General features: G+C 73.6%; 12 protein-coding genes. 3 read left to right on the top strand and 9 right to left on the bottom strand.

The annotated features are described in order from the left end of the window. Position 1: 1 nt before the first annotated feature. The 9 genes from ACWGJY_RS19370 to ACWGJY_RS19330 form a co-directional block, all read right to left on the bottom strand. A complete protein-coding gene (locus ACWGJY_RS19370; protein ID WP_453262032.1) occupies positions 2-1249 on the bottom strand; it encodes a type III PLP-dependent enzyme in 1248 nt (415 codons plus the stop codon). Next, a complete protein-coding gene (locus tag ACWGJY_RS19365) occupies positions 1246-3048 on the bottom strand; it encodes an IucA/IucC family protein (protein WP_453262031.1) in 1803 nt (600 codons plus the stop codon). The genes ACWGJY_RS19370 and ACWGJY_RS19365 overlap by 4 nt, the downstream gene beginning before the upstream one ends. After that, on the bottom strand, positions 3048-4328 hold the full coding sequence (locus tag ACWGJY_RS19360) for an MFS transporter (RefSeq protein ID WP_453262073.1): 1281 nt from the start codon (positions 4326-4328) through the stop codon (positions 3048-3050). The genes ACWGJY_RS19365 and ACWGJY_RS19360 overlap by 1 nt, the downstream gene beginning before the upstream one ends. A 5-nt stretch (positions 4329-4333) precedes the next feature. Then, positions 4334-6130, bottom strand: a complete 1797-nt coding sequence (locus tag ACWGJY_RS19355) for an IucA/IucC family protein (protein WP_453262030.1) — start codon at positions 6128-6130, stop codon at positions 4334-4336. Next, the gene (locus ACWGJY_RS19350) at positions 6127-7317 is read right to left on the bottom strand and encodes an ATP-grasp domain-containing protein (protein ID WP_453262029.1); all 1191 of its coding nucleotides are present in this window, start codon (positions 7315-7317) and stop codon (positions 6127-6129) included. Before ACWGJY_RS19350 ends, ACWGJY_RS19355 begins: the two co-directional genes overlap by 4 nt. A 100-nt stretch (positions 7318-7417) precedes the next feature. Continuing rightward, the gene (locus ACWGJY_RS19345; protein ID WP_453262028.1) at positions 7418-8431 is read right to left on the bottom strand and encodes an ABC transporter substrate-binding protein; all 1014 of its coding nucleotides are present in this window, start codon (positions 8429-8431) and stop codon (positions 7418-7420) included. Between the two features lie 56 nt (positions 8432-8487). Next, positions 8488-9300 carry an ABC transporter ATP-binding protein gene (locus ACWGJY_RS19340; protein ID WP_453262027.1) on the bottom strand — a complete coding sequence of 271 codons (813 nt, stop codon included), beginning with the start codon at positions 9298-9300 and terminating at the stop codon, positions 8488-8490. Continuing rightward, the gene (locus ACWGJY_RS19335) at positions 9297-10373 is read right to left on the bottom strand and encodes a FecCD family ABC transporter permease (protein ID WP_453262026.1); all 1077 of its coding nucleotides are present in this window, start codon (positions 10371-10373) and stop codon (positions 9297-9299) included. The genes ACWGJY_RS19340 and ACWGJY_RS19335 overlap by 4 nt, the downstream gene beginning before the upstream one ends. Further along, positions 10370-11380, bottom strand: coding sequence for a FecCD family ABC transporter permease (locus tag ACWGJY_RS19330; RefSeq protein WP_453262025.1), 1011 nt, complete (start codon positions 11378-11380; stop codon positions 10370-10372). The genes ACWGJY_RS19335 and ACWGJY_RS19330 overlap by 4 nt, the downstream gene beginning before the upstream one ends. Before the next feature lie 327 nt (positions 11381-11707). On the opposite strand from ACWGJY_RS19330, the gene ACWGJY_RS19325 reads away from it, so the two are divergent. The 3 genes from ACWGJY_RS19325 to ACWGJY_RS19315 all read left to right on the top strand — a co-directional run bounded on the left by ACWGJY_RS19325 (position 11708) and on the right by ACWGJY_RS19315 (position 14492). Beyond that, entirely contained in the window at positions 11708-12853 is a 1146-nt protein-coding gene (locus ACWGJY_RS19325; RefSeq protein ID WP_453262024.1) for an FAD-dependent oxidoreductase, read from the top strand. Positions 12854-13130: 277 nt separating this feature from the next. Then, the gene (locus tag ACWGJY_RS19320) at positions 13131-13895 is read left to right on the top strand and encodes a VOC family protein (protein ID WP_453262023.1); all 765 of its coding nucleotides are present in this window, start codon (positions 13131-13133) and stop codon (positions 13893-13895) included. A gap of 177 nt (positions 13896-14072) precedes the next feature. After that, positions 14073-14492 carry an SH3 domain-containing protein gene (locus tag ACWGJY_RS19315; RefSeq protein ID WP_453262022.1) on the top strand — a complete coding sequence of 140 codons (420 nt, stop codon included), beginning with the start codon at positions 14073-14075 and terminating at the stop codon, positions 14490-14492. Positions 14493-15090: the final 598 nt, after the last annotated feature.

Below are 15090 nucleotides of genomic sequence, written 5' to 3'. Positions count from 1 at the left end.
CTCAGGCCTCCTCGGCCGGGCCGGGCTCGGCGGCACCGAGGAAGTGGAAGCCGGGGCGCGGATGCATCAGGAAGTCGTGGTGCGAGATGTTCCAGGCGTACGCGCCGGCGACCCCGAACACCACCCGGTCGCCGGCCCGCAGCCCCGGCGCCGGGACGTTGCGGGCGAGGACGTCCTTGGGGGTGCACAGCTGCCCGGTGACGGTGACCAGGCCGCCCTGCGCCGCCGACCGCGGCCAGGGATGCGGCCAGGGCGCGTCGGACGGCAGGACCGTGCAGGGCTGGTCGTGGCCCTTGGTCGCGGGGGTGCGCAGATGGTGGGTGCCGCCGCGGACCACGGCGAACTCCTCGCCGTGGCTGTGCTTCACATCCAGCACCTCGGTGGCGTACCAGCCGCAGTACGCGGTGAGCGCGCGCCCCGGCTCGATGCGCAGGGTGAAGCCGGGGTGGGCGGCGGCGAGCCGGGCCAGGCCCGCACCGTACGCCGTCCAGTCGAACCGGCGCTCCGGGGCGGCGTAGTCGACGGCCATCCCGCCGCCGAGGGTCACCTCGGTCAGGGCAATCCGGTGGTGCGCGGCCAGCTCGGCGGCCCATGTCACGACGGCCTCCGAGACGGCGAGCTGCTCGGGCGCCTCCAGGCCGCTGGCCAGGTGGGCGTGGATACCGCGGAGTTCGAGCTGCGGGCAGCTGCCGTCGGTGAGCAGGGCGACGACCTCGCCGGCCTGCGCGGGGTCCAGCCCGAAGGGGGTGGGGCGGCCGCCCATGGCGAGCGAACTGCCGTCCAGCGAACCGTCGTCGACCGGCAGATTGAAGCGGGCCAGCACCGCGATCCGGCGCTCCGGTACGAGGCGGGCGGCCAGGCTCGCGAGCATGTGGAGCTCGTACACGCTCTCCACATGGAAGCGCTGCACCCCGGTCTCCAGCGCCTGTGTGACCTCGGCGGGCGTCTTGCCCGGCCCGCCGAAGGCGAGCGGCGCACCCGGCACGGCCTCGGCGACATGCGCCAGCTCGCCGCCCGAGGAGACCTCGTAGCCGTCCACGTACGGGCGCAGCGCGCCCAGGATCTCCGGCTCCGGGTTGGCCTTGGCCGCGTAGTACAGCTCGACGCGCTCGGGCAGGGCGGCCCGTACCCCGGCCAGATGCGCGCGCAGCGCCGTCAGGTCGTAGAGGTAGGCGGGCAGTTCCCCGGGGGGCAGGGCGAGTGCATGGTCGCGGACGTCCGGTGTGAGGGCGGGGGCGGGAGGGGTCATCGTGCGCTCCAGGGGGTGGTGTCGTCGGTACGCCCGGCGCCCGACAAAACGGCCTCGGCCAGCGGCGAGGGCAGCAGGACATAGCCGGCCTCGCGGTCGGCCTTGCGCTCCCAGCGGGTGAGCAGATTGGCCTTGGCAGGCAGCGGGACGCCGGCCAGCAGGGCGGCCAGCCGCGGCGGGCAGCCGTAGCGGTCCGCGTGGGTCTGCAGGGTGCGGCGGACCTGCGCCCACAGCTCCGTCTCGGTGTCCGGGTGCAGATCGGCCAGCGCGGCGAGCATCTCGGCGACATGGTTGACCAGCAGGCAGTACACGACGCGGTCCCAGCCGCGCTGGGCGTCGTAGGTCATCGGCGCGGCGACCTGCTCGGGCAGCGAGGCCAGCAGCTCGGTGTGGTGTTCGGGGACGAGCTTGGTGCCCTCCAGGTCACGGAAGAGGACCTGCGCGGGCATCCCGTCGCCGTCGACACAGACCAGCACGTTCTGCAGATGCGGCTCCAGCACCAGGCCGTGGTCGAAGTAGGCGGCGAGCACCGGCGGCAGGAGCAGATTGAGGTAGGCGCTCCACCACTCCAGCGCGGCCTGCGGACCGGCCCCGTCCAGGAGGCGGGAGACATGGGCCGCGCTGGTGGGGTACTCGTCGGCGACGGCGGCCGCCAGCAGCGGGGTGGTGCCGGGCAGCAGCTGCCGGGACAGGCCCTCGCGGACGATGACGCCGAACCCTTCGAGCAGCTCGGTGTCCGGGCGGCCGTCGGCGCCGGGCAGCGCCAGGCTGCGGTAGGCGGGCTCCCGCAGCACCGCGGCCCCGGGGAACCGGGTGGCGAGGTCGGTCAGCGCCGGTGCCAGCAGCCGGGTCAGCGCCACCGCCCCGGACAGCTCGTAACTGGCGTTCTTGCGCAGGCAGTTGGTGATCCGGACGTTCAGGCTGAACTTGAGGAACGCCTCGCCGTCGTAGAGCGTGCGCACGGACGCGGTGGCCGCGAACGGCGTCCCGCTGCCGCCCAGGATGCGGATGTCGTCGCGGTCCAGCGCCTCCTGCAGGCCCGCGTGGTCGCGCAGCAGCTCGTACTGCCAGGGGTGGACGGGCAGCAGCCGGTAGCCGTCCGGGACATCGGTGTGCAGCGCGTCCAGCGGGGCCGTCGCCCCGTCGGCGGACACGTCCTCGGCGATCAGCTCCTCGCGCACGGCGAGCAGCAGCAGCGGGAAGACCGCCCCGGTCTCGGGGGCGTACGACTGCCAGGCGGCGGGGTCGCCGGTGCGGGCCTTGGGCGTCGGGTGGAAGCGGTGGCCGAGGACCAGCGCCTGCTCGGAGGCGACATAGGCCGCCTGCCAGTCCTCCGCACCCGCCTGCACCTCCCGCGTGCCGCTCTCCCCGGCGGCCGGGCGCGGCGCAGTGCGGGAGGCCGACGCCGCGGACACGGCCTGGTGGCTGGAGGCGATCTGCGCCAGGAACTCCTCGTTGTCCACCCCGGTCCGCAGCGACAGCTCGGCGTGCACATGCTCGGCCAGCCGGCGCCAGCCCGCCTCGGCCCAGCCGTCGGCGGTCTGTTCGCACACCGGGCCGGTGAACCGGTGCGCGCCCAGGAGCGAGGTACGGCGCAGCGCGACGCGCAGCAGCACTCCGCGCCGGGGCAGCCGCAGCAGCAGCCGGCCGTCGTCGACGGCGGTCTGGTGCTCGGGTCCGGACACCTCCCGCAGCAGGCAGTTGAGCAGGGTGTGCGCCACGGCCTCGTCGGCGGTGGGCAGGCCGGCGGGTGCGGCGCAGGCCGGGGCGGTGGCGGGTGAGTTGGTCAGCGAGGGCATCAAAGGCTCCTGCGGGTGCGGAACGTACGGGGGAGGCGAGGGGCGGCGGTCGCCACCACGGTGACCAGGGCTGTCGCGGTGCCGGTCAGGATGGGCGCGGTGGGACCGAACCAGTCGTTTCCGGCCGCGGCGGCCACCCCGGCGGCAACCGCGCCGGCCTTGGAGAAGAACTCGATCGAGCCGAACAGCCCGCCGGGGGAACGGCCCTTGGCGCAGTCGGCGGCCAGCACCGACATACAGACCAGGCCCAGGGTAAGGCCGGCGCCGAGCACCAGGCGTACCGCGACGAAGGTGGTGAGCGAGCCGGCGATGCCGTGCCCGGCCAGGCCCAGCGCGATACAGCCGAAGCCGAGCGCGATGCCGAGCCGGGGCCGGCCGCGGAAGAGGGAGTGCACCGGGATCGCGGCGACCAGGTAGCACATGTGCGGCAGGGCGAACAGGACGCCGGACACCATCGGTCCGGTGCCCGGTATGCGCTCCTTGATGAGGGAGATCAGGTACGGGAAGGAGATGACAGTGGAGAAGACGAAGGCGAACTCGATGGCGTACAGGGCCCGCAGCGAAGCGGCCGGGGCGCGCCCGGAGGGCTCGGCGGCGGCCTCGGCCGCCGGCGTACCGTCCGCCTCCCCCTCCGCGGTGGCGGCGGCCCGCGGCGCGGCGTTACGGGTCCGCGGCGGCTCCGGGAGCGCCGCCAGCATCGCCGCGGCGGCCAGCGGCAGCACGGCCAGCAGGGCGTACTGGCGGTGCGGCGACAGCCACGGCGTCAGCGAGCCGACCACGATCGGCGCGCACACCAGCGCCGCGCGGGCACTGCCCTGCATCAGGGTCAGCGCCCGGGAGAGCGCATGGCCCTCCAGCGCCGCTCCGAGATAGCCGTTCGACGCGGCGAAGGTGCCGCCCAGCACTCCCTGGATCACCAGGGCGGTGGCGAAGGTGGCGATCGAGTCGGCCCAGCCCGCCAGCAGGAATGCCGCGGCGAGGCCCAACTGTGCCCGCAGCAGCAGCCGTTTACGGCCGTACCGGTCGGCGAGCCGCCCCCACAGCGGCGCGCCGATGGCGCCGAAGACGGTGGGCACGACGTAGAGCAGACCGGCCCAGCGGGCGGTGCCGTCGCCCAGCTCGGGCAGGATTTCGGTGAGGTACGGCGGCAGGCCCAGCGCGGCGAACGACGCCACGAAGTAGCAGCCGGCTACGGCGAACACCTGGCGGCGGGCGAGACCGGGGCGGACCTTGGTCTCGACGGCGGCCGGTTCGAGCCGCGGGGAGCGGGCGGTTTTCATCGGGCTCATCGGGAAGTCCCCATCGGCAGCAGATAGTTGGGGCCGGTGGTGTAGTGCTTGTTGATGTCGGCCGCGCCGGACCGCTCCTTGGACAGCAGGCTGCCGGCGCTGACCATCGCCTTGACCGGTAGCTGTGGGGCGTCCAGGACATGGGCGCGCAGCGCGGCGCCCGGCTCGCCCGGCGCGGTGCCCAGCCGTTCGACGGCCTCGGCGAGCCGGTCACGCACCAGGGCCAGCAGCCGGTCGAGCGGCGCGCGTCCGTGCCGGGCCAGCCCGAAGGCGTAGGAGCCCGCGCACAGATGGACGGTGATGGTGGTGAACAGGTCCAGCACCGGCCGGTCGTGGTCAGCGAAGATCCGCGGATCGGCGAAGTCCGCGGGGTCCGGGGCGTCCTCGCCCAGGGCCTCCCGCAGCCGCACGGCGTTGATGCGCGGGGCGTCGTTGTCCTTGAACAGCAGCCGCAGCCGGGTGCCGTGCGCCCCCTCGTCCAGCACCAGCGAGATGTTCTGCTGGTGCGACTCCAGGCCGAAGCCGTAGCCGAACAGGGTGGTCTGCCAGTCGAAGAGCAGGGTCAGCACGGCATCCAGCAGCGCCAGCGGGTCACCGCCGTAGAAACGGTCGGCGAGTGCGTCGATCACCAGCCGTCCGCCGGGCGCCCGGCCCAGCAGCGCGGCCATCGGCACCACGGCACTGCCGTCCAGCCCGGCCGGGTAGCGCCGGCACAGCACGGCGAGCAGCTCATGGCCGGCGTGCGCATGAACCGTCTCGTCGGCCTGCAGGATCGAGGGTGCGAACCGCGGCTCGCGGGCGAGCACCCGGTCCAGCAGCCGCTGGCCCTCGGCGCCGTCGATGAGGGTGCGGGGCTTGATGGTGCGCCGGTTGCGCAGCCCCAGCGTGGCGGTGGCCAGCGGCAGTTTGAGGTGCAGCCGGGGATCGGCGTCCACCGCCACGGTCCGCATCGAGAGCGTGGGCACCGCGTCGAGCGGCGTCCGCGCGGACAGCACCGCGTCGCGCTCCAGACCGGTCTCCCGCAGCGCCTCGTGCAGCGGGCCGCCGAGCGTCAACGGGTGGACGGGCATGGCGAGATGGCTGTCGTCGAGGTGCGGCAGATCCAGCTCCGCCGGCGTCGGCCAGCAGCCGGGCAGCGCCTCGGCGCCGCCCGCGACGGTCAGCGCGGCCCGCGGTACGGCGAGCCAGCGCAGCGCGAACCGCGGATGGAACTCCGGTGCGTAGGCCCGCAGTTGTGCCTCGTCCAGGCCGGAGCGGCCCCGGGAGGCCGGGTAGACGGGGTGGTCGAGCCGCGCGGCGAGGGTGTCGTACGCCAGGCCGCCGTCCAGCCCAGGCCAGGCACCGGCCGAGGGGCCATGGCGCTCCGTCAGCACCCGGTCGGTCTCGTCCCGGGTACGGGTGTGCAGCCGCATCGTCGCCAGGGTCTGCCGGCACTCCTCGGCGAAGGCGTCGAAGCCCGGGTGGTCGGCCGGGTCGGCGAGTGCGCGCAGGGCGCCGAGGACCGTCTCGACCGAGGTGAGCCGGGCGCCGTCGGATGCGCGGACGAGCAGTGGCAGCCGGGCCGCGTACGCGCTCTGGTAGCCGTCCGTGCCCAGCGGCAGCAGCAGCGCACCGGCGTCCGGGCCGGCGGGCAGCCGCAGCCAGGGGCCGTCCGGCCGCTCCAGCAGCGTGCCGCGGGTGCGCAGCCCGACGACGTCCTCGCGCAGCAGCGCGCTCAGCACCCGCAGCAGCAGCTCGGACTCCTCGGCCGTCTCCTGCCCGGTCCCGTCGGTGGTGTCCAGGGAGACGGTCATGACGAGATCTCCCAGCGCTCGGCGGCGAAGAAGCCGTCCGCGGCCCGGTCCAGGGCACCCGGGTCGGTGCCGGTGGCCCGCAGGACGCCGAGGTAGTCGCGGTTGGTGCGGTACAGCGGGTGCTCGGTGCCGACCGCGCGCAGCGGCCGGTAGGCCAGCCGTACGCCGTCCGCCTCGCGGTCCGTGGCGGCGGGCGCCGCGGTGAGCGTCCCGGCCCGGTCGGCGAGGGCGTACTCCACCCGGCCCGCACCGTCCTGCCGCGCGCCGAGGTCGGCGGGCAGCGGCTCGCCCAGATGCGTACGCAGCACATGCTCGAACAGCTCGATGCCCAGGACCTGGGCGAGCAGCAGATCGCACTGGTCGCCGATGACGCGGTAGTTCACCTCGATGAGCCGCGCCCGGCCCTCGTGCACCACGAACTCGGTGTGGCAGGCGCCGAACCCGACGCCCAGCGCGTCGAGTTGGGCCAGTACCTGGGCGACGACGGGCTCCGGGTGGGCGGCGACGAAAACGTGCCGCTTCTCGATGAAGGCCGGGGGTGCGGAGAGGGTGGTGTGGAAGCCGCCCAGGACGTGACGCAGCCGTCCGTCGCCGAGGGTCTCCAGGGTGTACAGCTCACCGGCGAGGAACTCCTCCGCGACCAGCGCCGCCTGCGGGCGCCGGGACTGTATCTCCTTGGCGCGTACCACCAGTTCCCCGGGGTCGGCGGCCAGCATCACCTCTTCGCTGGCCACGCCCTCGCGGGGCTTGACGACACAGGGGTAGGGCAGCTCCGCGGCGGTGAGCGCGGACGGGTCCTGGCCGGGGGCCAGCTCCGCGGACCGTACGGTGTCGGCGCCGGACGCGGCGAGATGGCGACGCATCTCGGCCTTGTTCTTGGCGCGCAGCGCGGCCCGCCAGTCCTTGCCGGGCAGCCCGAAGTAGCCGGCGGCCAGGGCCGCCTGGGTCTGCAGATGGTCGCTGTTGGTGAAGACCGCGGCGGCCGGGTGGTGGGTGGCGATGCGCGTGATGACGGCGCGGAAGTCGTGGACGTCGCACGCCAGGACCTCGGCCCGGTGGCAGACGCGCCGGTGTGCTTCCGGCTGGTCCGTCAGCACCGTGACATCGAGACCGAGACGGGCGGCGGCGGGGAGGAAACCCTCGGTGACCGAGTCGGTGGGGTTGAGAGCGAGCAGATACATCCGCATGGGCGGGGCCCTTCAGGATCAAGGGTGGTGCGGGGGGACATCGGGGGCGGGGGCGGGGGCGGGCCGTGGGGACGGCGGCCCACCCCCCTGGCCGGGTGCGTCAGCTCTTCGGCAGCGGTACGCCGGTGGCCTTCGCCACGTCGGCGAGCATGTGCTCGGCGGCCTGGATACCGATGCCGGACATCCAGGTCTCGTCGGGCACGTCGAACACCTTGTGCTTCTTGACGGCCGGCAGGTCCTTCCAGACCGGGTTGGACGTGACGTCCTTCTGCTGGGTCTTGTCCGGCGAGTCCGCGACGGTCACGAACACCAGGTCGGCGTCGGCCTTGTCGATCTGCTCCGGGCTGACGTCGAGCATCGTCCTGGCCGGGTCGGTGGAGCTCTGCGACTTCGGCCGGGCCAGGCCGATGTCGTTCAGCACCACGCCGCTGTAGGAGGACTTCTGGTAGAGGCGGGTCGGGCCGGCGACGAAGCGGACCACGGACGCCGACGGCATCGTGCCGTGGTACTTCTTCTTGATGGCCGCGCCCAGCGCCTTGGCCCGGGTCTCGTACTCCTTCAGCTTCCGGCCGGCCTCCTTCTCCAGGCCCAGTGCCTTGGCGTGGACCTTCAGATTGGCCTTCCAGGGGCCGCCGGTGGTCTCGGTGAAGACGGTCGGCGCGATCTGGCTGAGCTTGTCGTAGATCTTCTCGTGCCGGACCTTGGAGGACAGGATCAGATCGGGCTTGAGAGCGATGATCTTTTCGAGGTTCGGCTCCAGCAGCGGACCGACGTCCTTGACGCCGCCGATCTCTTCCTTGAGGTAGGACGGGAAGCCGCCCTCGGTCTTCATGTGCGGGGAGACCGCGCCGACCGGCTTGACGCCGAGCGTGGTGACGTCGTCGAGCTCACCGGTGTCCAGGACGACCACCCGCTTGGGCTTGGCGGGGATCTTCACGTCGCCGCCCATGGCGCTCTTGACGGTGCGGGGGAAACCGGCCCCGGCCTTCGCCGTGTCGTCGCCGGCCGACGGGCTGCCGCCGCCGCACGCGGTGAGGGCGCCGGCGCCCAGGACGACGGCGAGCAGTGCGGCGGCCGGCCGGCCGGCGCCGCGGAGAGTGGATCTGCTGAACATGACGGGCAACTTCCTTGAGGGGAGCGGAAAGAGAGGTGAGCGTGGGGGAGGCCGGGTCAGGCGGAGACGGCGGTGTGCCGCTTCGCGCTGCTCTTGGGGACGACCAGCGGGGTGCCGGTCTCGGGGTCGGGAATCACCCGGCAGTCGACGTCGAACACGGACTTGACCAGCTCCGCGTCGAGGATGTCCGCCGGGGCGCCGGCCGCCGCGAGCTGCCCGTCCTTGAGGACCACGAGGTGGTCCGCGTACCGGGCCGCCTGCCCGAGGTCGTGCAGCACCATCACCACGGTGCGGCCCGCCTCGGCGTGCAGTGCGGCGACCAGGTCGAGCACATCGAGCTGGTGCCGCAGGTCCAGGAACGTGGTGGGCTCGTCGAGCAGCAGCAGTTCGGTGTCCTGCGCCAGCGCGAGGGCGATCCAGGCGCGCTGCCGCTGGCCGCCGGAGAGCCGGTCGACGGGCTGGTCGCGCAGCTCGACGGTGCCGGTGCGCCGCAGCGCCTCCTCCACCGCCTGCTGGTCCGCCGTCGACCAGGGGCTCAGTAGCCGCTGGTGCGGGTAGCGGCCCAGCCGGACCAGTGCCTCGACGGTGATCGCGTCGGGGGTGACCGGCTGCTGGGGCAGCAGCCCCATCCGCAGGGCCAGCGCACGGGCCGGCATCCGGTGGATATCGGCACCGTCCAGCGCGACGGTGCCGGCGGCCGGCGGCAGCAGCCGGGTCAGCCCGCGCAACAGGGTCGACTTGCCACAGGCGTTGGGGCCGACCACCGCGGTGACGGCGCCGCCGGGCAGCACCAGATCGAGGCCGCCGACGATCAGCCGGTCGCCGTAGCGCAGGTCGAGTCCCTGAGTGGAGAGCTGGTTGGCGGTCATCGGACACTCCTGTTGACGGAACTGCTCTGACGGATCATCAGCACCAGCAGCCATGGCGCGCCCAGCGTGGCGGTGACCACACCGACCGGCAGCCCGCCGACCGGCAGCAGGTACTGCGCCACCAGGTCCGAGGCGAGCAGCAGCACGGCACCGGCGAGGCCGGACAGCGCCAGCGTTCCGGCGGTCGGCGGCCCGGCGAGGAACCGCACCACGTGTGGAACGGCCAGGGCGACAAAGGCGACCGGGCCGGTGAGCGCGGCGGCCAGTGAGGCCAGCACGATGGCGACGACCAGGATCTGCAGCCGGGCGGTGTGGGTGCGCAGCCCCAGCGCGCCGGCCGAGTCGTCGCCCAGGTCGAGGACGGCGAGCCGGCGGTGCAGTGCGAAGGCGACCGGCAGCGCCACGGCCGTCGCCCCGCCCGCGGACCACACTTCGGTCCAGGTCCGCCCGTACACCGAGCCCGTCGTCCACTGCAGGGCCGACCCCGCGAGTTCGGTGGGGAAGCGGACGACCATGAAGCTCACCGCCGCGGACAGCCCCGCCTGTACGGCGAGACCGACCAGCACCAGGCGCGTCACACCGGCACCGGAGCGCCGGCCGAACACCCCCAGCAGCACCGCGGCGAGCAGCCCGCCGCCCAGCGCGGCCGGCGGCATCAGTGCCTGCGAGGCCCCCGCGGCCAGCATCGCCACCGCGCCGAACGAGGCACCGCCGGTCACCCCCATCACATCGGGGGAGGCGAGCGGATTGCGGAACAGCCGCTGCAGCAGGGCACCGGCCACCGCCAGACCCGCCCCCGCGACGATCGCCGCGGCCATCCGCGGGGCCCGGAACTCCTGGACCACCAGCACCGTGGCGGAATCGCCGAGGCCGAACAGGCCCTTGACCGCATCGACCGGCGGCAGCGGCATATCGCCGTTGGCCACGGACACCGCCACCAGTACGCCGAGCACCACGACACCGGCGAGTGCCAGCAGGGGAGTACGGCGCGGTGCGGTCCTGCGCCCGACGGCCGGGGGCCGGGCGGGGGAAGGGGAGCCGAGCGGCTTCTCGCTCCGTACGACGTCGGTCATCGGGCCACCTTCCGGGCCAGCAGCGCCAGCAGCGGCGCGCCGAGGAACGCGCTGATGATGCCGACCTGCAACTCGGACGGCCGGATGACGATCCGTCCGAGAATGTCGGCGGTGAGCAGCAACAGAGGGCCGGCGACCAGACAGCCGGGCACCACGACCCGGTGGTCGGAGGTGCGCAGCAGCTGGCGGACCAGATGGGGCGCGGCCAGTCCGATGAAGGCGAGCGGACCGGCCACGGCCACCGCCGACGCGGCGAGCAGCACGACGGCCAGGCCGCCGGCCGCCCGGATCCGGGCCACCCGCACACCCAGCGCCTGCGCCGCATCGTCGCCCAGCGCCAGCGCGTTGAGGGCGGGGGCGAGGGCCAGTGCGAGGAGCAGACCGAGGCCGAGGGCCGGCAGGACGGGGTAGAGCACCGACAGCGGGCGCTCGGCCAGCGATCCGGCCATCCAGAACCGGGCCTCGTCCAGCGACCGCTTGCTGGCCAGCATGACGGTCGAGGTCCAGGACAGCAGGACGAGTTGGAGGACGGTGCCGCCCAGCGCGAGACGTGCCGGGTCGAGGTCACCGGCGCGCCGGGCCAGCGCCTGGGCGAACAGCGCGGCGGCCGCGGCTCCCGCGAACGCGAACCAGAGGTACTGGGCGGGCCGGGTCAGATGCAGCGCATAGATCGCGGTGACCACCGCGAAGCCCGCGCCCGCGTTGATGCCGAGCGTCGTCGGGGAGGCGAGCGGGTTGCGGGTGACGCCCTGGACGACGGCCCCGGCGGCACCGAGCGCCGCGCCGACCGCGAGGGCGATCACCGTGCGCGGCAGCCGAAGTCCCGTCACCACCAGGGCGTCCCGCCCGTGAGCGGTGCCGGACAGCGCGTCCCACACGGTGGACAGCGGTACGGACCGGGCACCGAGCGCGAGGCTCAGGGCGGCACAGGCGGCCAGTGCACAGAGCCCGGCCACGAACAGCGGGACGCGCCGCAGGACCTTCGCGGCGGGACGCACATCGGGCACAGGGGGTGCGGTGGCAGATGGTTTGATCGTCGGCACGTGTCGTTACATTAGGTTAGGCATACCTAAATTCGCAAACATGGCCGCGCTACCTGACCAACTGTCCTTTTTGCCGGGCGAATCCCGGCCGCTACGGCTCCGCAGGGCTCCGACCTGGGGTGATCTACCCGTTTATCCACCTGCTCACTCCATCGAAACGCCTTCGGCGCCCCGGTCGCGGGCCGGTCCCGCGTGAGGTGAGCCGCTCAAAAAGTGTATCGATTGCACTTTGTTAACCACTGTGCTTTTCTGGAAGGGAGGTCCTGTCGTCCCACCCAGCTGAGGAGCACCATGACCCCCACCCCTCCCCGTATCGCGATCGTCGGCGCCGGTCCCGGCGGGCTGACCTGTGCCCGCGTACTGGAGCGCCACGGCGTAGCGGTCACCGTCTTCGACCATGAAGCGTCCGCCGGCACCCGCCCGCAAGGCGGCACGCTGGACCTGCATATGACGACCGGTCAGGCGGCGCTGCGGGCCGCGGGACTGCACGAGGAGTTCGCCGCGCTCGCCCGCCCCGAGGGCCAGGAGAAGCGGCTGCTCGACCACACCGCGACCGTGCTCTTCCAGTACACCCCCGCCGACGGTGAGAGCGACCGCCCCGAGATCGACCGGGGCGAACTGCGCCGGCTGCTGCTGGACTCCCTCGCCCCCGAAACCGTGCGCTGGGGCCGCTATCTGCGCACCCTGCACCCCCTCGGCGACGGCCGCCACAAGGCCGAGTTCGACGACGGCCGCACCGAGACCTTCGACCTGGTCATCGGTGCCGACGGCGCCTGGTCCCGGGTGCGGCCGCTGCTCTCCGACGCCACCCCCCACTACACCGGCGTCACCTTCGTCGAGTGCGGGTTCGACGACACCGACCGCCGTCACCCGCACCTCGCCCGTCTGGTCGGCGACGGCAGCATGATGGCGGCGTCCGCCGACAAGGCGCTGATCGCCCAGCGCAACAGCCGCGGCCACCTCCGCGTCTACGCCGCCTTCCGCGGCTCCCAGGACTGGGCGCTGGAGGCCGGGGTGAAAGTGGCGGACACCGAGGCCGTCCGTGCCGTGCTGCTCGACGCGTACGCGGGCTGGGACGACCGGCTGCTGGCGCTGCTGCGGGACAATGACGGCGGGTTCGTCAACCGGCCGCTGTTCGCCCTGCCGGTGCCGCACACCTGGACCCACACCCCGGGCCTGACCCTGCTCGGCGACGCCGCGCATCTGATGTCGCCGTTCTCCGGCATGGGCGCCAACCTCGCCATGCTCGACGGCTGTGAACTCGCCGGGGCCCTCGTCGGACACAGCGACCAGGACGCGGCCGTACGCGCCTACGAAACGGCCATGCTGCCCCGCGCCGCCGAAGCAGCCGACGCCGCCGCCCGCGGCCTCGCCAACGCCATCTCCCCGGACGCCCCGCACGGCTCGCTGCGCCATCTGCGAGCCCACTTCCGGTGACCCGCGGCGCCGCGGCGCACGGACCCCGTGCCACCGCCGCAGGGTCCGGTCACCGCGTGTGCCCCGCCCCGCCCAGGGCGCCGCTTCCCGGTCGCCCGACCGGCAGCGGGTGATCTGCCGCAATGCCCCGGGCGGCCGATCCGGCCCGCCCGCGCTCCGGTTGCGGCGCCTACGCGCCCGTCGCACGATCGGCAGCGTACGGATACCGGCCGGCAGCGCGCGGACGCGAGCGCGGCACCGCCCGGCCACGGCCCGGTGCGGAGGAACGGAAGACACCGTGAAGATCACTGAGCCCACGCCCGGCGCGCCCTGCTGGGTGGAGCTGGGCACTTCGGATGTGGATGCCGCCAAGGTGTACTACCGCCAGGTCTTCGGCTGGCGGGCGCAGACCGACCCGCGGGAGGAGGCGGGCGGCTACACCATGCTCTTTCTGGGGGACGCCCCGGTCGCCGCGCTGACCCCGCTCTACGCCCCCGGGCAGCCGACCGCCTGGACCGTGTCGTTCGCGACGCGGGACGCCGATGCGCTGGCCGCGGTCGTCACCGAGGCGGGCGGACGGTTGCTGATGGGGCCGATGGAGGTCTTCGACCTGGGCCGCTTCGCCGTGATGGCCGACCCGGAAGGCGCGGTCTTCTCGCTCTGGCAGGGCCGGTCCTTCGCCGGCGCCGCGGTGCTCAACGCGCCGGGCTCGCTCGGCTGGGTCGAGCTGGCCACCCGGGACGCGGAGGCCGCCAAGGCCTTCTACACGGGGGTCTTCGGCTGGACCGTGGGCACGCACAAGGACTATCCGCAATGGGGTATCGACGGCGCCGACTTCGGCGGTCTGAGCGCGCTGGACGAGTTCTATCCGGACGACGTCAGGGCGCACTGGCTGCCGTACTTCGCGGTCGCCGACGTCGATGCGACGGCCGCCCGCGCCGCCGAGTCGGGAGGCATGCTCCTGGTGCCCCCGACGGATGTGCCCCACGGGCCGAGGGTCGCGGTGGTCCGGGATCCGCAGGGAGGCTCCTTCGGGATCCACGGCGCCGGTACCGAGGGCTGATCCCGGCCTGCCGAGGGGCGTCCACGGGGGCGGCTACTGCCCGTGCCCCGGGCGCACTTGTGCCGTCACACGATCGGCGGCCTGTTCGTCGTTTCACCACATTCCGAGGGTGATTTACGCGTAATGTCCACTTCGCGCCAATGGGTGGCATTGCGCGTCAAGAACAGGAGACCCCCTATGTCCACGACCGGAATCCTCGTGGCCCGAGGCAGACAGCTCGCAGCCGGCGCGGGCGCGCTGACCACGGCCGTCGCCCTCGGCGCCACGCTGTTCGCCGCGGCTCCGGCCCAGGCGGCGCCCGTACCCGTCAAGCCCTTCGGTGTGGTCACTGCCAAGGCGGGTCTGAGCCAGCGTCAGTACCCCAGCACGGACTCCTCGGTGCGGGGGTACCTCCACCACCGAGCGCAGGTCGGCCTGGTGTGCAAGGTGCGCACCCAGAGCGTCGGCGGCAACACCGTCTGGTACCTGACCCGCGAGGAGCGGGCGAGCTGGGTCTCGGCGAAGTACGTGACCAACAGCGGCTTCGTCAAGTACTGCAAGGACATCCGGCGCGGCCGGGTGCAGCCGAACAACGCGGCGAAGCACGCCGTGGGCTGATGGAGCCCGGGGAAGGCCCGGTCCGGTGCCGCGGAAGTGCCGGGCCGGGCCTTCGTGTGCGCGGCGGACAGGGTTCGCCCGCGGAGTCCGGGGGCGGGCAGCCGAGAACGGAGAAGCGCCGTGCAGATCGATCTCGCCGGCCGTACCGCGAGGGTGACGGGCTCGGCCCAGGGCATGGGGACGGCCATCGCCACGGGGCCGGCGCACGCCGGGGCCCCGGGTCGCGGTGAACGGCCGCAGCGCCGGGTCCGTGGTGCGGGCACGGGAGCGGATGCGCACGCAGGAACCGGGCGCGGCATTCCTTGCGGCGCCCGGCGCCCGGCGCCCGGCGCCCGGCGGCATCGGCACCGACAGCGGCTTCGCACAGGTCGTCGCGGCCGTACCGCAGGTGGACATCCTCATCAACAGCTTCGGCAGCCGGGGCGGCCGTCCGTGTCGGCGGCGGGTACCTCGACTCGATCGTGCCCTGACGAGGAGTGACGGGCCGCGCGCCCTTCCGCATTACTGGAACAAGTTCTACTGTGCCTCTCGATCCGGCAGCCGACGGGCCGTCAGCGTCCCGCAGCCGCCCTCGGGCCGGACGACCGGACCGGACGAA

It is taken from the genome of Streptomyces sp. NPDC054765 (genome assembly GCF_053612065.1).
The sequence above is the reverse complement of the archived record's forward strand: the minus strand, read 5'-3'. Positions and strand labels throughout refer to the sequence as shown.